Annotated in this window: 19 protein-coding genes; 4 read left to right on the top strand and 15 right to left on the bottom strand. The window is 58.5% G+C overall.

What is annotated here, in order from left to right; all coding sequences use genetic code 11:
- From TRL7639_RS21305 to TRL7639_RS21295, 3 genes are all read right to left on the bottom strand, one after another.
- The coding region (locus TRL7639_RS21305; protein ID WP_085797919.1) for a RidA family protein at window positions 1-276 on the bottom strand (276 nt) is incomplete at its 3' end.
- An 18-nt stretch (window positions 277-294) separates the two neighbouring features.
- Window positions 295-1,572, bottom strand: a complete 1,278-nt coding sequence (locus TRL7639_RS21300; protein ID WP_085797918.1) for a flavin-containing monooxygenase — start codon at window positions 1,570-1,572, stop codon at window positions 295-297.
- 241 nt (window positions 1,573-1,813) lie between these two features.
- The gene (locus TRL7639_RS21295) at window positions 1,814-2,608 is read right to left on the bottom strand and encodes a helix-turn-helix transcriptional regulator (RefSeq protein WP_085797917.1); all 795 of its coding nucleotides are present in this window, start codon (window positions 2,606-2,608) and stop codon (window positions 1,814-1,816) included.
- Between the two features lie 102 nt (window positions 2,609-2,710).
- Here TRL7639_RS21295 and TRL7639_RS21290 point away from each other — a divergent pair, with 102 nt between their 5' ends.
- Window positions 2,711-4,780 carry an oxidoreductase gene (locus tag TRL7639_RS21290; RefSeq protein WP_085797932.1) on the top strand — a complete coding sequence of 690 codons (2,070 nt, stop codon included), beginning with the start codon at window positions 2,711-2,713 and terminating at the stop codon, window positions 4,778-4,780.
- Window positions 4,781-4,819: 39 nt separating this feature from the next.
- Here the strand turns inward: TRL7639_RS21290 and TRL7639_RS21285 are convergent, their stop codons facing one another.
- From TRL7639_RS21285 to TRL7639_RS21265, 5 genes are read right to left on the bottom strand one after another with little or no spacing between them, the layout of a single operon-like run.
- Entirely contained in the window at window positions 4,820-6,433 is a 1,614-nt protein-coding gene (locus TRL7639_RS21285; protein WP_085797916.1) for a GMC family oxidoreductase, read from the bottom strand.
- Between the two features lie 22 nt (window positions 6,434-6,455).
- Window positions 6,456-7,472, bottom strand: a complete 1,017-nt coding sequence (locus tag TRL7639_RS21280) for a zinc-binding alcohol dehydrogenase family protein (RefSeq protein WP_085797915.1) — start codon at window positions 7,470-7,472, stop codon at window positions 6,456-6,458.
- The gene (locus tag TRL7639_RS21275; RefSeq protein WP_085797914.1) at window positions 7,469-8,986 is read right to left on the bottom strand and encodes an FGGY-family carbohydrate kinase; all 1,518 of its coding nucleotides are present in this window, start codon (window positions 8,984-8,986) and stop codon (window positions 7,469-7,471) included. The genes TRL7639_RS21280 and TRL7639_RS21275 overlap by 4 nt, the downstream gene beginning before the upstream one ends.
- Window positions 8,979-9,821: a class I fructose-bisphosphate aldolase gene (locus TRL7639_RS21270; RefSeq protein ID WP_085797913.1), complete on the bottom strand. Its 843-nt coding sequence runs from the start codon at window positions 9,819-9,821 to the stop codon at window positions 8,979-8,981. The genes TRL7639_RS21275 and TRL7639_RS21270 overlap by 8 nt, the downstream gene beginning before the upstream one ends.
- Window positions 9,794-11,479, bottom strand: a complete 1,686-nt coding sequence (locus TRL7639_RS21265; RefSeq protein ID WP_235820483.1) for a glycerol-3-phosphate dehydrogenase/oxidase — start codon at window positions 11,477-11,479, stop codon at window positions 9,794-9,796. Before TRL7639_RS21265 ends, TRL7639_RS21270 begins: the two co-directional genes overlap by 28 nt.
- 92 nt (window positions 11,480-11,571) lie before the next feature.
- Here TRL7639_RS21265 and TRL7639_RS21260 point away from each other — a divergent pair, with 92 nt between their 5' ends.
- Window positions 11,572-12,372 (top strand): FAD-binding oxidoreductase, encoded by an 801-nt coding sequence (locus TRL7639_RS21260; protein WP_207559707.1) that lies wholly within the window; start codon window positions 11,572-11,574, stop codon window positions 12,370-12,372.
- 22 nt (window positions 12,373-12,394) lie between these two features.
- Window positions 12,395-13,603, top strand: coding sequence for a pyridoxal phosphate-dependent aminotransferase (locus tag TRL7639_RS21255; protein WP_085797910.1), 1,209 nt, complete (start codon window positions 12,395-12,397; stop codon window positions 13,601-13,603).
- 201 nt (window positions 13,604-13,804) lie between these two features.
- Here TRL7639_RS21255 and TRL7639_RS21250 read toward each other — a convergent pair whose 3' ends face one another.
- The 7 genes from TRL7639_RS21250 to TRL7639_RS21220 form a co-directional block, all read right to left on the bottom strand.
- Complete coding sequence (locus tag TRL7639_RS21250; RefSeq protein WP_110647195.1) at window positions 13,805-15,190, bottom strand: YjiH family protein; 1,386 nt, start codon at window positions 15,188-15,190, stop codon at window positions 13,805-13,807.
- A gap of 309 nt (window positions 15,191-15,499) precedes the next feature.
- Window positions 15,500-17,857, bottom strand: coding sequence for a xanthine dehydrogenase family protein molybdopterin-binding subunit (locus TRL7639_RS21245; RefSeq protein WP_085797908.1), 2,358 nt, complete (start codon window positions 17,855-17,857; stop codon window positions 15,500-15,502).
- Between the two features lie 46 nt (window positions 17,858-17,903).
- The gene (locus TRL7639_RS21240; RefSeq protein WP_085797907.1) at window positions 17,904-18,383 is read right to left on the bottom strand and encodes a (2Fe-2S)-binding protein; all 480 of its coding nucleotides are present in this window, start codon (window positions 18,381-18,383) and stop codon (window positions 17,904-17,906) included.
- The gene (locus TRL7639_RS21235) at window positions 18,383-19,267 is read right to left on the bottom strand and encodes an FAD binding domain-containing protein (RefSeq protein ID WP_165759872.1); all 885 of its coding nucleotides are present in this window, start codon (window positions 19,265-19,267) and stop codon (window positions 18,383-18,385) included. Before TRL7639_RS21235 ends, TRL7639_RS21240 begins: the two co-directional genes overlap by 1 nt.
- A 94-nt stretch (window positions 19,268-19,361) precedes the next feature.
- Window positions 19,362-20,504, bottom strand: a complete 1,143-nt coding sequence (locus TRL7639_RS21230) for an ABC transporter substrate-binding protein (protein ID WP_085797905.1) — start codon at window positions 20,502-20,504, stop codon at window positions 19,362-19,364.
- Window positions 20,505-20,526: 22 nt separating this feature from the next.
- Window positions 20,527-21,333 (bottom strand): ABC transporter ATP-binding protein, encoded by an 807-nt coding sequence (locus TRL7639_RS21225; RefSeq protein ID WP_235820482.1) that lies wholly within the window; start codon window positions 21,331-21,333, stop codon window positions 20,527-20,529.
- 12 nt (window positions 21,334-21,345) lie between these two features.
- A complete protein-coding gene (locus TRL7639_RS21220; RefSeq protein ID WP_207559706.1) occupies window positions 21,346-22,197 on the bottom strand; it encodes an ABC transporter permease in 852 nt (283 codons plus the stop codon).
- Between the two features lie 123 nt (window positions 22,198-22,320).
- On the opposite strand from TRL7639_RS21220, the gene TRL7639_RS21215 reads away from it, so the two are divergent.
- Window positions 22,321-23,274 (top strand): LysR family transcriptional regulator, encoded by a 954-nt coding sequence (locus TRL7639_RS21215; RefSeq protein ID WP_085797904.1) that lies wholly within the window; start codon window positions 22,321-22,323, stop codon window positions 23,272-23,274.
- Window positions 23,275-23,277: the final 3 nt, after the last annotated feature.

Below are 23,277 nucleotides of genomic sequence, written 5' to 3'. Positions count from 1 at the left end.
CACGTCGGTGATGTAGACCACGACCTTGACCAGATGGCTCATGTCGCCGTCGGCTTCTTCGATCAGCTGGCGAATGTTCTGCATCACCTTGTGGGTCTGCTCGGCCGGGTCGTGGCTGTCGATGTTGACCGCATCATCCAGGTTTTGCGGGCACTGTCCCCGCAGATAAACGGTCTTGCCGCCTTGGGTGACAACGGCCTGACACAGGTCGTTGTCCAGGTTCTGCTCAGGGTACGTCTCGGACGTGTTGAACTTGCGTATGCGCGTGTGAGCCATGTCTTGGATTCCGTCTGATTATTCTGCTGCGGGGGCGATGATGGCGGCTTGGCCATCGTATTCGGCATAGGCGCGCTGGATCGCGATCTGATCAGCGATGTATTTTGCGTCGTGCCAAACCCCCCAAAGGAAGGTCGATCCCCGGCGCGATTGCCACGGCAGGCCCAGGAAATAGATGTCCGGTTCGACGGAAACGCCACGCTGATGAATGGGGGCACCGCGATCATCAAAAGCGTTGGCCTTGATCCAGCTGAAGTCCTGACGGAAACCAGTGGCCCAGATGATCGTCGTGATGCCCTCTTTGGCGAAATCAATCGAGGTCAGCGGATTGGTCAGGCAATCGGGATCGGCAAAGGCCTGACGCGCTTCGGGTTCTTCGGGCAGGTCCAGACCGGTGCGCACGACATAGGCATCCGCCAGATCCAGCATTTCCAGATAGTTCGCGTCGCCAGCGGCCACATTGCCCTGAAGGTCGTTGGCAAAGGACAGAACGCCATCCTCAAACCCTTTGGTCATACCGACCAGAGTGACACCTGCGTTGCCCAGACGGCGGAAATCCATCGTGTGGCCGCCATAGGCCCCTGAAACCGAAATGGTCACATGCTCGGTGCCTGGCTTCATCGCCGCCACGTCCCACAAGCCCAGAACGCCCAGCCACCAGACAAAGTCGCGGCCACGGTAGCGGCGCGGCGGGCGGTCGTGTGGACCAACCGACAGGAACACCTTGCGACCTGCGCGGTTCAGCTCATCGGCGATTTGCGCACCAGACGAACCCGCGCCCACAACCATCACAGCACCGTCGGCCAGCTGATCGGGGTTCTTGTAGTAGAACGAGTGCACCTGTTCGACGCCCGGAGTTTCCGGCACGATCGGCGGAATGACCGGGTGCTGGAAGGCGCCGGTTGCGGCCACGATGCGCTTGGCGTGGATCTCTCCGTCAGTGGTCTGGACACGAAAGCCCCCTTCGCCGGGCAGGCGCTCGGCGCTCAATGCCTCAACCCCTTCGCGGATGGGGGCATTCACCATCTGTGCGTATTCGACCAGGTACTCGGCGACGCGATTTTTAGACACGAACGCATCCGGGTCATCGCCTTTGAACAGCAGACTGGGGAACCGGTCATGCCAGGCCGGACCATTTGCAACCAGAGCATCCCAGCGTCCCGTCCGCCAGGCCTCGGCCGTGCGGTTCTTTTCCAAAATCACATGCGGCACATTGTTGTTTCCCAGGTGCTCACTGAGCGCAATCCCGGCCTGACCGCCGCCAACAACCAAAGTATCGGTTTTTTCAATTGTCATGTGTCGGTTCCCTTCAAGGATCCTCCGGATTGCTCCGTAAGGTCGAAAATTCCTGCGCCAGAGCTGATCCAGGTCACGGTTTGGGTCGTCTTTGCCGGGGGCAATGAGGCTACGAACCAGGGATCATCCGTTCCGTTTCAGCACGTGTTGCGCGTTTCGACGTAAGGGTTCCACAAGTTGAATTTGGGCGAAATAACTCTCTAACTTACCCCTAGTTAGGCTATGGCTAATCTCTGACGGATCAGTCGCTTTGCCCCGACAAATAGGGGGCAATCAGGTAATACAGCTCGCCTTGAGACGAGATCTGGCACTTTTTGTAAAGCTGTTTGCGGATCACTTTCACCGTTTGCGGGCTGATCCCCAAGGTGAGCCCGATGGAAATGGACGAGTGCCCCTTGAGCACCAACAGCGCCACCTCGGATTGCCGCCCGCTGAGCGCGATCCCCTTGTCCTGTTCCAGGCGTTGACGCAGATCACCTGCCACATCCGGCGGGGTGGTGTTTTCTTCCGACCTCAGATCGCCCCAATTTCGACAGACAAGCGCGTTTACGACCGGGGCAATCCGGGTCGCACCCTCGCGGTCCTTGGTAGAAAACCGGCTGCCCGTGGTTTCATCCCGCCCGATGCAAACCGTGATCGAAACTCCCGGCGCGGGCGAGCAAAAGAACGCCAGCTCATCCGTCAGCGTCGTGTTTCGATAGTAGGATTTGAAATACTCGTTCCGCTGAAACTGATCGGGGGCAACATCCGACAAACGATAGAGGCCCGCAGGGGCCTTGCTTTGGTGCAAGCCAAAAAATGGGTCCAGCAGATAGGCGCCGCCAACGTATTGGCTGTCGATCCGATCAAAAACGCGGCTGGTGCGCGCGTGAGTGTAAAACACGCGCGGCGGGCGACCCTGAAAGAACGCCAAGATACCGATGTTGTCGAACACGCAAACCGCATCAAGCCAATCTTGAAGGGTTTCGCCAAACTGTTCGGTACCTACGGACAAGATCAGCTGCCCCAGCTTGTCTGGTGCCATATCGGGGGACATGGGTGCATACCTCCTTGGGGGTATATACCCCCTTAACCTACCCACTTAGGATAATGGTCTGAAATTGGTGGTATGCAACAGCCAAAACTAAAGGAGCCAGCCGTGCGTGATCCCCGTTACGATATCCTGTTCGAGCCGATGAAGATCGGCCCCCTCACAGCCAAGAACCGGTTCTATCAGGTGCCCCACTGCAACGGTGGCGGCTATCGCGATCCCTCGGCGGCGGCGGCGATGCGTGGCATCAAGGCCGAAGGTGGCTGGGGCGTGATCTTCACCGAGCAATGTGAGATGCACCACACCAGTGAAATCACCCCGTTCATTGAGCTGCGCCTGTGGGAAGACAAGGACATCCCGCAACTACGCAAGATGTCCGAGCAGATGAAAACCCATGGCGCACTGGCGGGCATTCAGTTGGCCTATTCCGGCATCAACGGCCCGAACCTTTATACCAAAGAGGTGCCATTGGCGCCGTCCGCCCTGCCGATCCGCACCTTCACCAATGACCCGGTTCAGGCGCGGGCACTGGACAAGCAGGACATCAAGGATCTGCGCCGCTGGTTTGTAAACGCCGCAAAACGGTCCAAGGATGCGGGCTTTGACCTGATCTGCCTCTATGGTGCGCATGGCTTTGGCATTTTCCAACATTTCCTGAGCCGCGCCACCAACCAGCGCAGCGACGAATATGGCGGGTCTTTGGAAAACCGTGCCCGGTTCAGCCAAGAGGTGATCGCAGACATGCGCGACGCCATCGGGGACACCATGGCAATCACCTTGCGAGTCAGCTTGGATGAAACAATTGGCGAGCTTGGGTTTTCCAACGCCGAGGTGCGCGATTACATCGAGATGAACAAGGACCTGCCCGACCTTTGGGATCTGGCGCAGGGCACATGGGAAGATTGTTCAGGGCCAAGCCGCTTCAAAGAAGAGGCCGCTCAGGAACAATTGGTGCGCGGTATCCATGAATTGACCGACAAGCCGATTGTGGGCGTGGGCCGTTTTACCTCGCCCGACGTCATGGCCAAGATGGTCAAATCTGGCACGCTTGATTTCATCGGCTGCGCGCGCCCGTCGATTGCCGATCCGTTCCTGCCCAAAAAGATCGAAGAGGGCCGGATCGAGGACATTCGCGAATGTATCGGCTGCAACATCTGCATCACCGGCGACATGACCATGTCGATCAGCCGCTGCACCCAGAACCCCACCTTCATGGAGGAATGGCGCAAAGGCTGGCATCCCGAAAAGATGAACGACAAGGGCGACAGCGACAACGTGCTGATCGTGGGTTCCGGTCCCGCAGGGCTCGAGGCCGCCTGGGCGCTGTGTCGGCGTGGTTATGACGTCGCTGTGGCCGAGGCACGCGATGTGATCGGCGGGCGCGTGGCGCGTGAACGCCTGCTGCCAGGGCTCAGCGCCTGGGGCCGTGTCGTCGACTACCGCGACTATCAACTCAGCCAGCGCCCAAATGTCGAGATCTACCGCGAAAGCGAGCTGGACGCCGACAGCATCCTGGAGTTCGGGTTCGAAAACGTCTGTATCGCCACCGGGTCCACCTGGCGTCGGGACGGAGTATCGCGGCAACACGTGGTTCCCATGCCAATTGCAGAAGGCGCCAAAATCTATACCCCCGACGATCTGATGGATGGCACCATCCCTTCGGGTCGCGTGGTGGTTTATGACGACGACCATTACTACATGGGCGGGGTTCTGGCGGAACTGCTGGCCAAACAGGGCGCTCAGGCTACGCTGGTGACCCCCTCTGCCTTTGTCAGCGACTGGACCAACAACACTCTGGAACAGATCGCGATCCACCCGCGTCTGGTCGAGGCCGGAGTTGAGATCGTGCTGAACCAGGGCGTTACTGAAATCCACCCCGATCACGTGGTGTCAAACTGCGTCTACACGGATCGCACCTGGAAGATCGAAGCCGACGCCGTTGTCATGGTCGCCTCACGGCTGGAAACCAACGGCGTCTACAACGACCTCAAGGCCCGCGAGGCAGAATGGGCGGATGCGGGCATCAAGTCGGTCAAGCTGATCGGCGACGCCAACGCCCCCGGCCCGATCGCCTGGGCCACTTACGCTGGTCACCGCTACGCGCGCGAGTTGGACGGAGAGGACATCGGCGACGCCCTGCCCTTCCGCCGCGAGATTACCGAGCTGGCGGTCGACTGAGCAAGAACAGCGGCGACGCGGGCAATATCCCCTGCGTCGTCACCCCTGCGCCCGGATCATGTCAGCGGCCTTTTCCGCGATCATGATCACGGGCGACGCTGTGTTGCCCGACACGATCTTGGGCATGATCGACGCATCCACCACGCGCAACCCGTCAAGCCCGCGCACGCGCAGTTCGGGGTCGACGACTGCGCGCGCGTCCGTGCCCATTTTACAGGTGCCGACGGGATGGAAAATGGTTGTGGCGATATCCCCCACCGCCTTGACCAGGTCCGCATCGCTTTGGACGGTTGGACCTGGCAGGATCTCTTCGGGTTCATACTGCTCAAGGGCGGCAGCGGTCATGATCTGGCGCGCTTGCTGCACCGATTTCGCCGCCACCATTCGATCGCGCGGCGCCGAGAGATAATTCAGCCGAATGTCGGGCTGTGCATCGCGGTCAGTGGTGGTGATGTGGCAATGCCCAACGCTTTCCGGGCGCAGGTTGCAGACGGATACCGTGATGGCCGGGAATGGGTGCAGCGGGTCGCCCAGCTTGTCGGTCGACAGCGGCTGCACGTGGTATTCCAGATCAGGAGTGGCCAGTGATGGGTCGGACTTGGTGAACATGCCGAACTGACTGGGCGCCATCGACATCGGCCCCGATTGGGTCAACCCGTATTGCAGCGCGATCCGCGCCTTACCCCACAGCGAATTGGCCAGCGTGTTCAGCGTCTGCGCATTCTTCACCTTGAACACGGTTCGGATCTGCAGGTGATCCTGCAGGTTCTCGCCCACACCGTCGCTTTCGTGCTGAACTTCGATACCGTGGTCGCGCAGCACCTCGCCCCGGCCAATCCCCGACAATTCCAGCAACTTGGGCGAGTTGATCGCGCCCGCTGCCAGCAGAACCTCGCAGTTTGAACGCGCCTCGAGCATCTGGCCCTTGTGACGGAACCGGATGCCGCGCACGGATTTGCCCTCAAGGATCAGGCTGTCGGTTATGGCCTCGGTCAGCACCCGCAGATTCGGGCGCTTCATCGCGGGACGCAGGAACCCCTTGGCCGTGTTCCAGCGCACGCCGTTCTTTTGGTTGACCTCAAAGAACCCCGACCCCTCGTTGTTGCCATCGTTGAAATCGCCTCGCGGCGCGATCCCGAATTCTTTGGCGCCTTCTTGCACGGCCTTCAGAATGTCCCAGCTAAGCTTTTGCTTCTGCACCTTCCATTCACCGCCCGCCCGGTGCATGTCGGTGTCGCCTGCGTGGTGATCTTCGGACTTCAGGAAATAGGGCAGCACATCGTCCCAGCCCCAGCCCGCATTCCCCATCTGCCGCCAGCCGTCATAATCCGCCGCCTGCCCGCGCATATAGATCATCCCGTTCACCGAGGTGCAGCCGCCCAAAACCTTGCCGCGCGGATAGACCAGCGCACGCCCGTTCAACCCGGGCTCGGCCGCTGTCTTCATCATCCAATCGGTGCGCGGGTTGCCGATGCAATACAGGTAACCCACAGGGATATGCACCCAGTGGTAATTGTCCGATTTCCCCGCCTCAAGCAGCAGAACGCGTGCTCCGGGATCCTCGCTCAACCGGTTGGCCAGAACGCATCCGGCTGTCCCAGCCCCAACGATGATAAAGTCAAAATCGCCGTCCAGGCGGGTTGTGTTGGTCATTGTCACTCACTGTCAGGCTTGGTCAACCGCGGTAGTCCACCACAAGTTTACCCACCATAGCCCCGGTTTCTATGATTTCATGTGCAGTTTTCAGGGTCTGCGCGCTTAGGCCGCCAAGAACCCGAGTTTGCGTTGTCCGGATCACCCCATCATCGATCAAGCGCGCCATTCGCGCTAGGATCTGGCCCTGACACGCCATGTCAGCGGTCGAAAACAGCGAGCGGGTGAACATCAGCTCCCACATCAGCGCGGCCGACTTACCCTGCAGCGCCGAGATGTCCAGCTTTTGATCCGTTTCAACGATGGTGCCGATCCGCCCCTGCGGCGCAATCAGCTCGCACATTGCGTCCCAGTGCTGTGCAGTGTCGGCATATTGCACGATGTAGTCGACAAACTCTGTCCCGGTTGCGCGGGTCTGCGCAATCAGATCGCGGTGATTGACCACGTGATGCGCACCCATGTCCCGACACCAGGCCTCGGTTTCCGAGCGCGAGGCGGTTGCGATCACCTCAAGCCCGGTCAGCTTGCGGGCCAATTGCGCGGTGACCGAGCCAACGCCACCGGCACCGCCGATGATCAACAGGGTTTCACCAGAGGCCTCGGACCGGACTTGCAGGCGATCAAACAGCATCTCCCATGCGGTCAGCGACACCAGCGGCATCGAGGCCGCCGCCGCGGCATCCACGCTTTGCGGCGCGTGCGAGACTAGCCGGTGATCCACCGCCTGAAGCTCGGCGTAAGATCCGGGCCGGTTCACGTCGCCAGCATACCAAACCCGGTCACCTTGCTTGAATCCGGTCACGTCTGGGCCAACAGCCTCGACCAGACCAACCGCGTCATAGCCCAGAACAAAAGGCTCGGGGTGGGGTTGATCCACTGCCGTGCGGATGCGCCGCTTGGCGTCCGCCGGGTTGATAGATACCGCCTCGACCGCGACCAACAGATCTTTGGGGCGCAGCTCGGGCGTTGACAGATCGACATCCAACAGGCTGTCATCGGCCTCGATTGGCAGAGAGTTCAGGAACCCGACGGCTTTCATGGAACGTCCTTTCCGACGACTCGGCGCGACCAGAAACTTTGCATCGTATCGATCAGATCGAGATACGTCTCATAACGGTTTGCATAATGGGTGAACTTTTCGGAATCGGGTTCAAATGTTTGCCGCACGCGGGTCATCCGCGCGATCCCCTCTTCGTAGGACGCTACCTGACCGATGGCGCAGGCCGCCCCGATGGCCGCCCCAAGCGCACCAGTTTCTTGCGCCTCGGCCACAGTGATGGGCACGCCCAGGCAATCGGAAAACATCTGCGGCCAATGCGGGCTGCGCGCCCCGCCGCCTGACAAAACGGCCCGGTCGAACGACACGCCCGCGTCTTGCAACACGCCGATGTGGCGGCGGTGCTCGAACATCACGCCCTCAAACAGCGCGCGCAGCAAGTGCCCCTCGCCATGCCAGCCGGCCAGGCCATAAAACCCCGCGCGAAACTGCGCCCCTTGCCCCGAGCCATAGAGGAAGGGGTGAGAGAACGGGTCGTCCATGGCCGGGCGAACTTCGCCCACGCGTGCATTGCAATAGCCGAACGGATCGTCGGGATGCCCGCCCCGCTCGACCAATTCCCGCACGTACCATTCCAGGTTGGCGGCTGATGTGGCGCTGGCCTCGATATTGACAAAGCGCCCCTGTCCGAACCCGGACGCCATGAACACCGATGGATCGACCACCGGCAGGGACGAAAACACCTGATTGATGCTCCAGGTGCCGACAATGATCGACGCCTCGCCCGCGCCCACGACACCTGACCCCAATGCGCTGGAGACGACGTCGAAATAACCGCCGATCACCGGGGTGCCGGGGGCAAGTCCGGTTGCAGCCGCGGCAGCAGGTGTGATCACGCCGGCAACCTCGGCCGGGTCGATCAGTCGCGGCAGCATTTCGCGCGCATCGCTCAGACCATATAGATTTAGCAGCGTGTCGTCATAGCGGCATTCGGGCATACGGGTCAGGCCACAACCGGACATGTCGGACAGATCGCTGACGCGTTCGCCGGTCAGCTTGTAGGTGATGAAATCCTTGCACAGCAGAACCGTCTGCGCGCGCTCAAAGACCTCGGGCCGGTATCGCTTGATCCATGCCAGCAACGTGGGTGTCTGCGAGGGCCATGGTTTTTGCAGGCAGATTTCGTGCAGGCGATCCCCATGGGCCGCACCCAGTTCAGCTGCCAGATCCGAAGCGCGCGTATCCAGCGATTGAATGCCGACCAGTGGCGCCCCATCCCGATCCAGCAGGTAAAGCCCATTGCCATGACCCGCACAGCCCACGGCGGCGATCTGATCGGCCTGCACCCGAGCCTTCGCCATGCAACCGCTAATGGCTTCGCGCGCGTTGGACCATAGCTCGTTCAGGTCGCGTTCCACATGCCCCGGTTCTGGCGTTGAGGATTGCCCATCCAAGGCATGCACCGCGATCTGCTGGCCGTTCTGATCGAACAGAACCGCCTTGATCACGGTGTTGCCGGCATCCAGCCCCAAAACGTATGTGCGGATCTCAGCCACGGTTGTAGATATCCCAGGCCTCTTCGCCATCAGCGCCATTGTGAATCATCGCCATCAAAGCCGCCACAACGGCCTTTGGATTGTCATGCTGATAGATATTGCGGCCATAAACCATCCCCTGCGCACCCTGCGCTATCAGAGCCGCCGATTTCATCAGCACGGTTTTCAGGTCTTCCTTGCCGCCACCTCGCACCAGAACCGGCACGCGGGCGGCCTCAATCACGCGATGAAAGTCCTCTGGGTCTTCGGTTGGGTCCGCCTTGACGATATCCGCCCCCATTTCCGAGGCCAACCGTACCAATGTGACAATTTTTTCCGCATTGCCATCCACCTGATATCCGCCGCGCACATCATTGGGCAGCATCACCAGCGGCTCGATCATCAGAGGCATGCCATATGTGCTGCAGGCCGCGCGCACCCGGCTGATGTTTTCCACGCATTGGCGGAACAGCTCGGGCTCATCGGGCAGCATGAACAGGTTCACCACCACGGCGGCAGCGTCCATTTCAAGCGCGCCGATGATCGGATCGTCAGCGTTTTGCAGCATTGACCACATGACCCGGTGACGCTGATCGTTATAGGGGTTGCCCATGTCGATCCGCATCACCAGCGCGGGCTTGTCCTTTTCCGGTCGGCTCTGCAACAGATCCGCCTGACCATAGGCGCATTGGATCGCGTCCGGCTTGGCATCAATCAGCGTGTTCATAACGGCTGGCATATCTTCCAGCCCCACCATGAAGCTGGGTTCGTTGCACACACCATGGTCAATGGCGACATCCAGACATCCACCATTGGTGAACATCCGGTTCATGCGGGCTTTGCTGCTAATACGCATTCTCTACTCCGTTCCTTGTTTCGTGCGGTCAAGGCATCAGACGTCACGCCGTGATACTCTGCCAATTCTTCAATCAGGGTGGTTTGCTGCCGCGCCATATCCGCCGGGCCAAGACTGCGGGCCTGCAGCATGATGTCCGAGACAGCCTCGATCACCTCCATCGAAATGGCGCCAGTGATGGCCAGCCCGGTGCGGCGCAGGATGACGTCGGACAGCGTTTCGACGAATTCGGATCTGAGCAACCAGTCAACCTCGGCCTGGGTGTAGGCGCAGTCGGGGACAAGGGGTGCGTCCTGCGCGGTAGCCTGACAATGGCGGGCCACATCTGCGGCCTGCGTTCCATAATGATCGACCAGATGCGCGGCCCGCTCGGTCGGAATGCCAAAGTCCGCTTGTAACTGCTGTTCCAGGGCACGGCGATCGGTCGGAAACCCATGCCCTCCGCCGATGGGCAACTCCAGCGTCGACAACCTGCGCGTATGGTTCAACGCACCCATGACCTGATCAGCGGTCTGTTCGGCAAAAGCGCGGAAAGTGGTCCATTTGCCGCCGATCATGCAGAACTGTGGCACCGGACCGTCCAACCGCTTGGTATGGTGACCCCGCGAAATGCGGCCCGTGAAATATTGATCGCTATGGGGCAGCGGGCGAATGCCGCTATAGCTGAATACGACCTGATCCGGCGTGACTGCAATTTCTGGGAACACCAACCGCAACGAGCCCAGGATGTATTCAAGTTCATCCGTTTCGCAGCGCACCCGGGTGGCCCGATCAACGCGAATGTCCGTAGCCCCGGCCAGCACCTTGCCCAGATAGGGAAACACGATACAGACCCGCCCATCCGTGTTTTCGAAATAGGCCATGTGACCGCCAAGCGCCTGCATCAGGTCGGGGTTGTCGATGATCAGATGCGAGCCCTTTGTGCCCGAAACCAACCGGCCCGCCGCATTGCCCGACAGGGCCTGGACCGTGTCATCCAGCCAGGCTCCGGTGGCGTTGACGATTACCTTGGGGCGCAGTTCGAACAGCTCATCCCCGCGTTGATCAAACATCGTGACCACGCCCTCTTTCTGCGTGATCTCGCAATAGTTCAGCGCAACCGATTGCGCCGACGCTTGGACCACGTCGCGCAAAAGCTCGATGCACAGACGTTCCGGGTGGCTGATCCAGGCGTCATAGTAAACCGCCGAGCGCCGCGCCGCCGGTGTAAGCCCCGGCCAGAGCTTGCGCGTCGTGCTTTGCAAGTTGAAGTTGTGGCGCGGCAGTACTCGGCGATTGCGCGTCACCCAGTCATAAAGCGACAGCCCCAACTTGATCGGCAAAGCCCCCCGGCTTGACGGTTTGCCCTGCCATCCAACAAAACTGGCCGCAGCATTGAACAGACCCGAAAAAACCGAGGTGATCGGGATGACCGTTGGCAATGGCCGCACCAGATGCGGAGCATTGCGCAGCAAAGCATCGCGTTCCTGCAGGGACTCGCGCACCAGATCGAACTCGCCGTTTTCCAGATAACGTAACCCGCCGTGGATCATCCGCGATGGCGCAGAACTGCACCCAGAGCAAAAATCATTCCGCTCGACCAGTAGAACCCGCAACCCCTGAAGCGCCAGCTCGCGGTAGGCGCCAATCCCATTGATACCGCCGCCAATGACGACCACGTCGAAATCGCCATCACTGCGCAGTTTGGCCAGGTTCTGTTTGCGTTGACTGGAAACATCTGTTCATCGGTACGGTCGGCAGCTTTGGCGTCGTGACCGAAGCTGTTCTGAATCTGGAACGCCTTCCCCAGCAAAGCGCGACGGCCCTGGTCGTGCCATCTTCTGGCACGGCCGTCTTTGACATCCTGAATGCCCTTGAAACAGCGCTTGGCAGTCAGTTGTCGGCATTCGAGGGCATGTCCGGCAACGCCATGTGCCACGCGTTGAAACATGCGCCTGGCCTGCGCAACCCCTTTGCGCGGGGGGACATCCCCGATCTTGCCATTCTGGTCGAGGTCACCCGCACCTGGGCCCCCAGGGCGGAGGAACAGGACATCGACACGTTGCTGGAGACCTGCCTGGCCGAGGCTTGGGAACTACCGACTGAACCCTTGGCCGACGCGCTGATCGGGCGCCCCGAACAGACCTGGGCACTCAGGCACGCTCTGTCCGAAGGTGTCAAACACGCAGGCCACCTCTTTGCCTTTGACCTGGCCTTTGAACGTGGCACCCTGACGGACTTCCTGGACCACATGCGCAGCGCCCTGCCCGTCAAATTCCCCGAGTTGCAGATTTGCGATTTCGGCCACTACGGCGACGGAGGTGTGCATTTCAACCTGTCCCGTCCGGGTGGCCCCCCGTCGGATCTGGCCGCCTATGAAACCCGTCTCCGCGATTGGGTGATCGACATCACCGTGCGCCAGTTCGGCGGCAGTTTCAGCGCCGAACACGGGGTTGGCCGCAAGAACCAGGCCTATTTCGACGCCTACACCCCCGCCCCGATCAAACGCCTGAACAAGGTGCTCAAAACCGCGACCTCGCCCGCCCCGCTGGGGGCTGCACGGTTCCACTGATCCCTAGGATGAAAAGACCAATATGACCGAGTTTCACAAAGCCAGCCGCATCGACGCCATCGGGGTGTCGCAAATCCTGCAGATCGGGGCCAAGGCCGCGCGGCTGAAACAACAAGGACGGCCAGTGATCATCCTGGGCGCGGGCGAGCCCGACTTCGACACGCCCGATAACATCAAGGACGCCGCCATTACTGCCATGCGCGCGGGCGACACCAAATACACCGCCCTCGATGGGACACCCGTGCTGACACAGGCCATCCAGGCCAAATTCAGCCGCGACAACGACCTGCACTTCGAATTGAACGAGATCACGGTGGCCTGTGGCGCCAAACAGATCCTGTTCAACGCCTTCATGGCCAGCCTGGAGGCGGACGATGAGGTGATCATTCCGACACCCTATTGGACGTCCTATTCCGACATCGTCGCCATCGCAGGCGGTGTGCCTGTCCTGTTGCCCTGCAGTGACAAGAACGGGTTCCGCCTGACCGCTGATGCACTGCGCGCAGCGATCACCGACAAGACCCGTTGGGTGTTGTTCAACTCGCCCTCGAACCCTTCGGGGGCGGCATACCGGCGCGAAGATTATCAGCCTCTGTGCGACGTGCTACTTGATCACCCGAACGTCTGGATCATGGCCGACGATATGTACGAACACATCGTCTATGACAGCTTTGACTTCGTCACCCCGGCGCAGGTTGAACCGCGGCTAAAGGACCGGACCCTGACCATCAACGGCGTCTCCAAGGCCTATGCCATGACCGGGTGGCGCATCGGGTACGCGGGTGGGCCGACCGACCTGATCAAGGCGATGGCCGTAATCCAAAGCCAATCGACCTCCTGTCCCTCATCCGTGTCGCAGGCCGCCGCGATCGAAGCCTTGACCGGTCCACAAGAGGTTCTGCAAGATCGCGCGTGCAACTTTCAAGACCGCCGGGATCTGGTCGTTGACGCGCTCAACGCCATCAACGGGATCACCTGCCCAACACCTGAAGGGGCGTTCTACACCTTCGCCAATTGCGCAGGCGTTCTGAACAAGGTCACTCCATCAGGCCGACGGTTGGAAACTGATACGGACTTCTGCGACTTCCTGCTCGAAGAGCATGACGTGGCCGTTGTCCCCGGCGCGGCTTTCGGCCTGTCGCCATTCTTTCGCATCTCGTACGCGACATCGAAGCAGGAATTGGAAACGGCTCTGGCCCGCATCTCAAAGGCTGTAGGATCCCTTGGGTGACACAGGTGTCGGTCGGACCGGTCACAAAGAAAACCCAGCCCGAACTAGTAGTGAAGCCGTCCGGGGTCTTCCGTCAGACCGCCACGACCAACGGCGAACCAGAGAAGGTTGTGATAGACAAAAGGCGGTGCCAACCTGCCTTTTGCCTGCTCCAAAGCTTGCGACACAACCTTTGGGTCTGTTGTGTCTTTTGCTTGGGATCTAAACGATGAGATATGCAGCAGCGACGGCCAACGGGAAGCCGATAATCAGTCTGAGCATGAACAGCGTGACCAATCGCCAGAGCTTGAAGTCTATCTTGCTTTTCATCAGAACGACGCCAGTTTCCGTCATAAAGATCAGTTGGACCAAGCCCATGATTGCAATTGCAACTCGGTTGACTTCTGACGGAATGTCAGCGCCGATCAAGACCGGGAACAGCGGGTCGGCCACGCCGGTAATGACCGCAGTCGCTGTATCGGATGCAAATTCTAAACCCAACAACTGAACCAGCGGCACAAACGGCACCGCAACCCACTGAAAGAAAGACGAGTATTCCACCACAACCATGGCAATGGTGGCAAAGGTCAACACAGGTGGCAGGATGTTGCACCACATGCCGACCAAGTCCCGAATGCTGTTGGTCAGATATGTTCCTAAGTCCGGCCCGGACTTGCCGCGCTGCAATGCTGCCTCGCTGGCGCGAGCGAAAATGTGGCCATCCTCGGACACCTCTTCTGGGCGGTTATCGATACCATTGTAGAAACTGTCCTCGATCAGGCTTAGCGGTGGAATGCGGGCCAAGATCATCGCCAGGACCAGCAAAATTCCAATCGAGGCCAAATAGTACTGGATGTAGTAATCCATGATGCCTGCGATATCCGCCAGAACGACGGAAAAAGGAATGGCCAGCATGGAAAAGCAGCTGGCGATGATGGCGGCCTCGCGGCGGGAATACAGCCCCATCTCGTATTGACGGCTGGAGAGGATGATACCCACAGAAGCCGACCCCAGGATCGAGGACATGCTGTCAACCGCAGCGCGCCCCGGAAGCCGGAACAGGATACGGAAGGGCGTTACCAACAGCGCACCGGCGAAATCCATCAACCCATATTCGGTCAGCATTGGCAGCAAAAGCGCCGCTAGAAACAGGATCGCCATAAGTTTGATGATCACCACATCGACGATGATCTCTCCGGTGAATTCGCTCCAGATCGCTTGGGGTCCGGTTTTGAGCATCACCGAAATCAGGAAAAGGGTTCCGACTGCGCGGACCAGGATTGTGAACCAAGTGACGCAGACCAGCGGCTCTAACCAGAGTGGAACATCATCCGATGCGCGTTTTGACCGCATCACCAGAGGTAACACAAATGAGATCGTCAGAACCAGCAGCAGAATCCAGTGCATCGCCTTGCCAAGCACGGCGACGATGAAGTTTGCCAAATAGACGAGCGGGATGGTGTATTCCCCACCAATGTTGAGCGGGACCAAGAACAGGATCAGGCCGATCAGCGACGGCACAACACACTTGAGGAAGAGGCCAACTGAAATGGAAGAGTGTTCCGTGCCTCTCCCTTTTGTCGGATACCGATTTGAACTTTGGGTCATGCGTTCCTCCTGAATGGTCGCATTTCATGCTGGCGCGCTCCAAGTTGACCTGACATCCCCCAATGGCCCCAATTGGACCACATGAAAGACTGCGGGTTCCAACGAAAAGGGCACTCGTAACGCAATCATCCTATCACGAGATTGCCCCCAAACGCCTCTTGTCGTCGTTGACCCTGCAAAAGTCCTTGGGTTGGCTCTCTCCCTTTTCAAGCGACTTGAAACCAGAGATTGATGCGTCTGCCCTACTCAGGGCAGACGCTTACAAAGCGAATTCGGGGAGAGAGAGGAGCCCGCTTTGTATTTGGTGTCTTAGTTTGCAGATGCGGCCTTTAGGGCCGATACAACACGCTCGGGCGTCATTGGCATATCCACCCAGACCCCGGTTGCATTGTAGACAGCCTGTGCGACGGCTGCGATCCCTGCAGCGATCGGAGATTCCCCTGCGCCGCGTGCCCCAAACGGACCAACGGGATCGGGATCTTCGACAAACAGAACTTCGGCGTCATGTGGGAAGTCGGCACAGCGCAAAAGCTTGTAGTCCAGCAAATTGCCGTTTTTCAGCGCACCGGTGTCCTCGTCAAAGATCATATGCTCGTAGATCGCAAAGCCGGACCCGCAGATCGCGGCACCGATGATCTGGTTCTTGAGAACCTGGGGGTTCACCACTGTCCCGCTGTCCTGAACGCACAGGAAATCGATCAACTTGATCTGACCCGTTTCGACGTCCACTTCGACCTCGCAGAATTGCGCGCCGAATTGACGGGCAAAGGTGGTCGAAGGCGGCATCGGCACCCGAGGGCTGCCGGTGATCGACGACGTCTGGCCCAACGTATCCGAGCGCAACTCGTTCAGCACATCAGAAAAGGGAATCCTCTGGTTGTGCTTGCCGGGATCGCTGTGAACGACCTCGCCGTTGTCCACGTCCAGTTCGGACGGATCGATACCGTCAAAGAACTCGCGCGCGGCGATGGTCAGCAGCTGGTTCTTCACATCGCGCGCGGCTTCGCGGCTGGCCCATCCGGTACGGTACATGGTCGAGGACGCCAGCGAGCCGTGGTTCCAAGGGCAGCTGTCGGTGTCGCCGGTTTCAATAGCAACCTGATCAAGGGTCAGGCCCAGTTCCTCGGCCACGACCATGGCTTGGGTGGTTTCGGCCCCTGCGCCCTGCCGCCCCACGGCGCAATGCACCTTGGCCGACCCATCGGGGTTCATCCGAACCATCGAATTGGACGCGCCTTCAAATTCAACACCGCACACATGTGCACCGGTGCCGACCCCAATCCCACGACGCAGCGCGCCATCGGTTTTCGTGGGCACCGCCCAACCTTTCCAACGGTCCTTCCAGTTGAATTTTTCCGAACCCTTCTCAAGCAGCGCCCTTGTGCCCCCGGCCGACAGTTTGAACAGCTCTGGCCAATCCTTGCGCAGGTGTTCGGGCACGTTTTTGATGTAGTCGTCAACTTGTCCTTTAAGGTTATGACGGCTGTGCTGCATCCGCAGCTCATCGCCGGACACGATCTGGTTCTTGATGCGGAAATCGACCGGGTCGATGCCAACCTTTTCGGCCAACTGATCCGCGCAGCGTTCGACCGAGGCACCAAGCGTGCAGTCACCGACCCCGCGCATACACCCTGCGGTCACCATGTTGGTGTTGATGCCGTGGATGCTGTAATCGCCGTGGCCGTTCTTTCCCCACATGTCGACGCAGAAGAAACCTACGTCGTCTTTGAAGCCATAGCCCCCATTGTCGATCAGGTGATCAAAGTCGAAAAAGGTCAGTTCACCGTCTTTGGTGCACCCCATCGAGCCGCGCGTGCGTTCCTGATGGCGGCGCTTGACGGTGGACATACATTCTTCGTTGTCCAACTCGATCTTGGCGGCTTTGCCGACCTTTTTCGCCAGCAACACAGTGATCAGCATAAAGTTGTTCGACCACCACTGACCAAACGAGCTGCCGCTTGGCAATGCCTGAACACGAATTTTCGAAAGTGGAATTCCAAGGGCTTCGTGTATGCCATCGCGCAATTCGCTTGGGGTTTGCGACGAGGTGATGACATTCACCCGATCCCCCATCCATTCTGCGATACAGGCATTCCGGCCAAGGGGGGCATATTGCTGGCTTTCATAGAAGATGTCGCACTCAACGGTGACATCGGCGGCCGCTTTTCCAGCATCGACGTCCCCCCAGGCCACGCCGTAGGGGTCGCGTTCGTTGCCCTCATACCGGATCTGAGGGGCGTTCGCTTTTCGGGCTTCTTCCATGTCAAACACAGCAGGCAGCAATTCGTATTCGATTTCGACCAATTCCGCGGCTTTGGCAGCGGCCTCGGGCGTGGTGGCTGCAACGGCCGCCATGTCGTCGCCAACAAACCGCCCAATCCCGTCAAGCACTTTGCCGCGATAGTTGAACCAAGCGGCTTCCCAGTCGTTCTGTGGAACGTCGTGGTGGGTCAGAATGCCGATATAGCCCGGCACTTCTTCGGCTTTGCTGGCGTCGATCTTGACGATTTTGGCGTGTGCATGCGGACAGCGGACGATCTTACCGTGCACCATGTTCTGCACTTCGTAGTCGACACCGTAGCGGATTGTTCCCGTCACCTTCTCAACCGCATCTTTCACATGCAATCCGTGGCCAACAACCTTGAGGGCTTTGTCGTGTTTTACCATGTTTTCCTCCCGCCCTGTTTTGGGGCGTAAAATTAAAATCGCAGGCTTATTCGGCGGCTTGCGCCGACGCGTTCATCAGCTCGGCGGCGCGCAATACGGCCTTGACGATGTAGGGATAGGCCCCGCACCGGCAGATGTTGCCACTCATGCCGATGGATACCTCGTCTGCTGTAGGGTTCGGGTTTTCCTCAAGAAACGCTTTGGCGCTGAGGATGAAGCCGGGTGTGCAGAACCCACATTGGAACCCTTGCTCTTCGATAAAGGCTTGTTGGATCGGGTGCAGGTTTTCACCGTCTGCCAACCCTTCGATGGTCATGATGTTCTTGCCTTCGGCCTGTTGCGCCAGCATCAGGCAGGATGTCTGTGGCAGCCCGTCAACCAAAATGGTGCAGGACCCGCATTCGCCTTCGGAACAGGACACGCGGGCGCCAATCAGCCCCAGATCGGTGCGCAGTGCATCAGCCAGGGTCCGATCCCCACGATCAGAGATTTCGACATTACGGCCGTTGACTTTGAGTACAGTCATCAGATCGTACCTCCGTGATTTTTGATGGTATCTTCGAGTGCGCGGCGCAGCATGATCTCGACCATGTCCTGCCGGTAACCGGCCGAGGCGCGAATGTCCGAAATGGGTTTTGCGTGTTTCGCGGCAGTTGCGGCGACAGCGGCCAGTTTGTCGATGGACACGTCCGCCAGAGCCGTTCCTTCCAGCTCGGCACTGGCATCAGACGCATCAAGTATGATCGGTGCCACAGCGCCAAGGCCAAAGCCGACCTTGCTGATCACACCGTCTGAGCCAACGCTCACCGCAGCAGAGCCGTTGACCAGTGCGATGTCGACGACAGTCCGGTCAATCCGGCGATACGAGACGTGGATCTCGCCGTCCGAGGGCAGCGGGATGGTCACCTCTTCGAGGATCTCGGCACCGTTCAATGCGGTTTTGTTCACACCTTGAAAAAAGTCGAACATCGCCACGTCGCGCGAACCGTCTTTGCCAAAGATCTTTGCGCGCGCCCCAAGGGCGACAAAGGCCGGGCTTAGGTCCGCAGCAGGTGATGCGTTGCACAGGTTCCCACCAACCGTTGCGAGTGTTCTGGTCTGCGGGGTCGCCATCAATTTGGTGATTTCGCTCAGCGACGCCAGCACGTGGTGCTGATCTGCTGAACGTTCCAATGTGGCAAGCGACGTCAGCGCCCCGATACGGATCGCATCGCCTTCGATCCTGATGTAATCAAGTTCTTTCAGATCGCGAATGTCGATGCAGGCTGTCGGCTTGGTTTTTTCCTGCTGCCAATGCAGCGTCATGTCGGTCCCGCCGGCCCAGATCTTTGCTCCAGCACCCTTTTCCGCGAGCAGAGCGACTGCTTCGGCGGGGGTTGTCGCACGTTGGTAAGTGAATGAAGATTTCATGGCGTATTCCACACTTGTCCAATGCGGGGGCGACACCGCCCCCGACTGTTGAGGTCCAGCCCGATAGATGGGCGGATTTGGGTACTGAAAGGGATCAGATTGGCAGGCGGCCAACCCAATTGTTGTTGCTGTACGTTTCGTCGTAGCCTTCGGCATCGAGCCATTCGATGATCGAAGAATCTATTCCGTCATCAGCAGAGATCGTGGCATCAGCAACGCCGGCTTCGTGATAAACGTTGCTAAATAGGTCCCAGGTGTCCGCAAGATAGCCGGCCTCGCAGTCAACGTCTTTGCCGACCAATGCGCCCCAACCACTTGGCTTGCCATCTGGTTGTGGTGCCTCGGCGGGAATGCTTTCGCACAGCGGTTTGCCGTCGCCCAGGCCAAGAGCACCCTTGTTCTGATCAATGGTCAGCATGACGGCACCGGCCTGTGTCAGGCGCACGTCCTCTTCTGGCCAATCCAGCCCTTTGGCGATGATCGCGTTGCCCTCAGCCGGATTTTGTTTCCACCAATCCACGGCCTCGAACCAGGCGCGAATAACCTCGCGCGCGACTTCGGGCTTTTCTTCGAGCCAGCTGGTCGAGCATGCAATTGAATCAGACACCAACCCGCGTTCATACGTCTTGTCGGTGAACGTGCTTTTCAGGACGTGTGCGCCCTTGCGTTCGGCGGATTGGGTCGAGAATGGGATGAAGTTGACGTCCACATCCAACGCGCCGCTGGAAAAGGCTGCTGTTGCATCTTGGGGCAGCATGATGCTGTGGGTCGCGCCGTCAAACGGGATGCCGTTCTTTTTCAGGGTCAGCAGCATCCACATGTGATTGAGGAAACCATAGTCGGCGGCATAGGTCTTGCCCGCAAGATCTGCCTCGGATTGGATCGCGCCATCGACAACCATCTCGTCAAGACCATAGGACATCAGGGGTACGGCGACATGCTTGACCGGCACGTCAGCGGCTGCGGTCACCACGGTCGAATCCATCGTGGTCATCATGCATTGGATGGACCCGCTGATCAGGCCAGCGTTGCGGGCTGTGATATCTTCGATGATCTTGACGTTGATGTCGACGCCATCGGCCATGCCTTTTTCTTTGGCAATGAACCAAGGGCCGTAGACTGACACAGACAGCATGGTGACAGTGAATTCTTCTTCGGCGGTGGCTGTTCCAGCCATCACCGTCGCACTCAAAGCCAAGGAGCTGGCTGCGGTCTTGAGGATGGATATGATTTTCATTTGTCTTCTCCCGTGATGGATTTCAGGCGGCCTGCAGCTGAATTTCTTCGCGCATCCAGGCAAACATTTGTTTTTCGATTTCCAGATATCCGGGCTGACTCAGCAGATCTTCCTTGCTGGTAAAGCGATGGCCCTGCTTGAAATCCATGTAGACGTCTTCTTTGATCCGCCCCGGTGTGCGGGTGTAGAACACGATGCGATCCGCCATATAGATGGCTTCCTGAATGTCGTGGGTCACCATGATCACGGTCTTCTTTTCGACGTCCATGATCTCGACCATCATTTCCTGCATTTCCCAGCGGACCTGGGCATCCAGCGCACCAAACGGTTCATCCATCAAAAGCACTTCGGGCTTTTGGGCGAGCGTGCGGGCAATGGCGACACGCTGTTTCATGCCGCCCGAAAGCTCTGCGGGGTACTTATCGGCGGCCGCGATCAGATGTACTTCTTCAAGGAGTTTCTGCGCGCGTTCACGACGCTCAGCAGCCGGAACCCCCAGAATTTTTATGCCGTATTCGACGTTCTGGCGGGCGGTCAGCCAGGGAAAGGATGTATAGGCCTGAAAGATCATACCGCGATCAGGACCTGGGCCCTGCACATCATGTCCACTGACCTGAATGCCCCCCGTGGTTGGCGTTTCCAGCCCGGCAACCATCCGCATCACAGTCGTCTTGCCGCAACCTGAGGGGCCGACGAAAGCAACGATTTCACCTTCTTTGATATTGAGGGACACGTTGTCCACGGCAGTGAATGTCCCACCAAGGTAAGTCTTGGTCACGTCATTGACGCTGATGATATTGTGTTCGCTGATGTCACGTTTCAGTTTCATGATTTATCCCCCTCAACCCTTGCGTTTCCGGTTCCAAGGAAAGGCGTAATGAGCCACCACCCGGAACACGATGTCAGTGAGAACCCCCATGATCCCGATGGTCAGGATGCCCGCCATGATGACGTCAACCTTCAGGAACCGCCCGGCTCGCATCATCACAGCACCGATGCCGTCCTGAGCCGCCACGATTTCAGCGATGACGAGGTAAGTGTAGGCAACAGCGATCATGTTGCGCATCGAGTCCATGATCGCCGGCGAGGCCGCCCGGCCAACAACATTGATCACGATTTCCCGCCGGGACGCGCCCATGGTTTGGGCCGCCTCGATCAGCTCTTTGGCGACCGCTTCGGTGTTGTCCAAAATCAGGGCGATCAGAAAGAAGACCACACCCAAAACCAACAAGGCCATTTTCTGGCTGTCCGTAGGCCCGAACCAGACCAGCAAAAGCGGAATGAAAGACGCGGCAGGCAAGTAGCGCGCGCCAGAGATCACAGGATTGATCAGGGCGCGGATCGGCGCAAAGCATCCCATAAGTATACCAAGAGGAACCGCAATGACGCATGCAATGAAGAAACTGCCAAAGATCCGGTAGGCAGAGATGCCAACATCCGCCATATAATCTTTTTCCTGGATCAACGTGATAAGGGCCTGAACGACAGAAAGTGGAGACGGTAAAAACCGCTTTGCTTCTTCGGCAGTCAGTAGGTGAGCGACCTCCCACAGACCAAAAAACACAAGCGCGCCAATCAGGCCGTAGGTCATCGTTTGCTTGCCGCTAAGTGTGACAAGAAGCTGTAACTTCTTTGGCTTGTCGCGTGTTTTGGTCAGCTCTGGGTTTCCAGCTTTTATACTTGTGTCTGACATCTCTTTTCCCTGTATCGAGCCCATGGATGGCCTCCATGCCTAACTCTCGCTCCCAACATGGCCGCATTTAATTAGTGATAGGATTGCAAGCTATTCACAGATACATTGAGATCCATCGATGTAATGAAAGGGCTCATGGTGTACCGGCTCAGCGATACTGATATCCGTCTGTTGCATGTCTTTCGTGCCGTTGTTGAATGCCGCGGTTTTTCGAATGCGCAGGCTGTTCTTAACGTGGGGCAACCAACAATCAGCAGCCATATTAGCCAATTAGAGCAAAGGCTTGGGTTTCGGTTGTGTGACCGTGGGCGCACTGGATTTCGCCTTACCCGCAAGGGCGAGAGTGTCTATGAGCAGACCCTGTTGCTGTTCAAGGCACATGAGAATTTTCAGAACATAACACTGGAACTCAAGGGCAAGCTTAGCGGGTTTTTAAAGCTTGGCCTGATCGACAGTACGGTTACGGATTCCAACAGCCCGATCATCCGCAGCCTTGAGATGCTCAACAACAAAGCCAATGAAATCGCGATTCGATTGTCGATTCTGACACCCAATCACCTGGAAAAGGCCGTTTTAGATGGGGATGTCGACATCGCCTTTGGAACCTTTGACCAACAGCTGCCGAACCTGAGATACAAACCTGTCTATACTGAACACAACACGCTGTATTGTTCATACAACCATCCGATCGCGAGGCTCACAAAAGAGTCCGAAATCCGCCAGGCTATTGCCGATAGTCGCAAGGTCACCCGGTCGTATCTTGAAGGTGAGGATCTGTTTCCACTGGGCAGTGATCACAGCGTCAATCACGCCTCGGTCGAGTTTCTGGAAGCGGCAGCCATCATGTTACTGGCTGGTGGGCATATCGGCTTTCTGCCGAACCATTATGCCAAGATGTGGGAAGAGCGAGGTAAGCTTTTCCCCATTCTGCGCGATGAATACACCTATACGTCGGAATTCTTTATCGTGACCCGCAAGAACCTGCGCGGCTCAGTCATTGTCGAAACCTTCTTGGAGGATCTGGACATTGCCATCGCAGAAATCAAAGCGAACGACGAGGCGAACCAGGGCCTCTAGGGT

Origin of the sequence: Falsiruegeria litorea R37 (genome assembly GCF_900172225.1) — a bacterium.
GTDB lineage: Bacteria > Pseudomonadota > Alphaproteobacteria > Rhodobacterales > Rhodobacteraceae > Falsiruegeria > Falsiruegeria litorea.
The sequence above is the reverse complement of the archived record's forward strand: the minus strand, read 5'-3'. Positions and strand labels throughout refer to the sequence as shown.

Bases quoted from the DNA above. Each gene is read 5' to 3' on its own strand.
- TRL7639_RS21300 (WP_085797918.1), bottom strand. From the start codon at position 1,572: ATGACAATTGAAAAAACCGATACTTTGGTTGTTGGCGGCGGTCAGGCC.
- TRL7639_RS21295 (WP_085797917.1), bottom strand. From the start codon at position 2,608: ATGTCCCCCGATATGGCACCAGACAAGCTGGGGCAGCTGATCTTGTCC.
- TRL7639_RS21285 (WP_085797916.1), bottom strand. From the start codon at position 6,433: ATGACCAACACAACCCGCCTGGACGGCGATTTTGACTTTATCATCGTT.
- TRL7639_RS21280 (WP_085797915.1), bottom strand. From the start codon at position 7,472: ATGAAAGCCGTCGGGTTCCTGAACTCTCTGCCAATCGAGGCCGATGAC.
- TRL7639_RS21270 (WP_085797913.1), bottom strand. From the start codon at position 9,821: ATGCGTATTAGCAGCAAAGCCCGCATGAACCGGATGTTCACCAATGGT.
- TRL7639_RS21255 (WP_085797910.1), top strand. From the start codon at position 12,395: ATGACCGAGTTTCACAAAGCCAGCCGCATCGACGCCATCGGGGTGTCG.
- TRL7639_RS21250 (WP_110647195.1), bottom strand. From the start codon at position 15,190: ATGACCCAAAGTTCAAATCGGTATCCGACAAAAGGGAGAGGCACGGAA.
- TRL7639_RS21245 (WP_085797908.1), bottom strand. From the start codon at position 17,857: ATGGTAAAACACGACAAAGCCCTCAAGGTTGTTGGCCACGGATTGCAT.
- TRL7639_RS21240 (WP_085797907.1), bottom strand. From the start codon at position 18,383: ATGACTGTACTCAAAGTCAACGGCCGTAATGTCGAAATCTCTGATCGT.
- TRL7639_RS21235 (WP_165759872.1), bottom strand. From the start codon at position 19,267: ATGAAATCTTCATTCACTTACCAACGTGCGACAACCCCCGCCGAAGCA.
- TRL7639_RS21230 (WP_085797905.1), bottom strand. From the start codon at position 20,504: ATGAAAATCATATCCATCCTCAAGACCGCAGCCAGCTCCTTGGCTTTG.
- TRL7639_RS21225 (WP_235820482.1), bottom strand. From the start codon at position 21,333: ATGAAACTGAAACGTGACATCAGCGAACACAATATCATCAGCGTCAAT.
- TRL7639_RS21220 (WP_207559706.1), bottom strand. From the start codon at position 22,197: ATGTCAGACACAAGTATAAAAGCTGGAAACCCAGAGCTGACCAAAACA.
- TRL7639_RS21215 (WP_085797904.1), top strand. From the start codon at position 22,321: ATGAAAGGGCTCATGGTGTACCGGCTCAGCGATACTGATATCCGTCTG.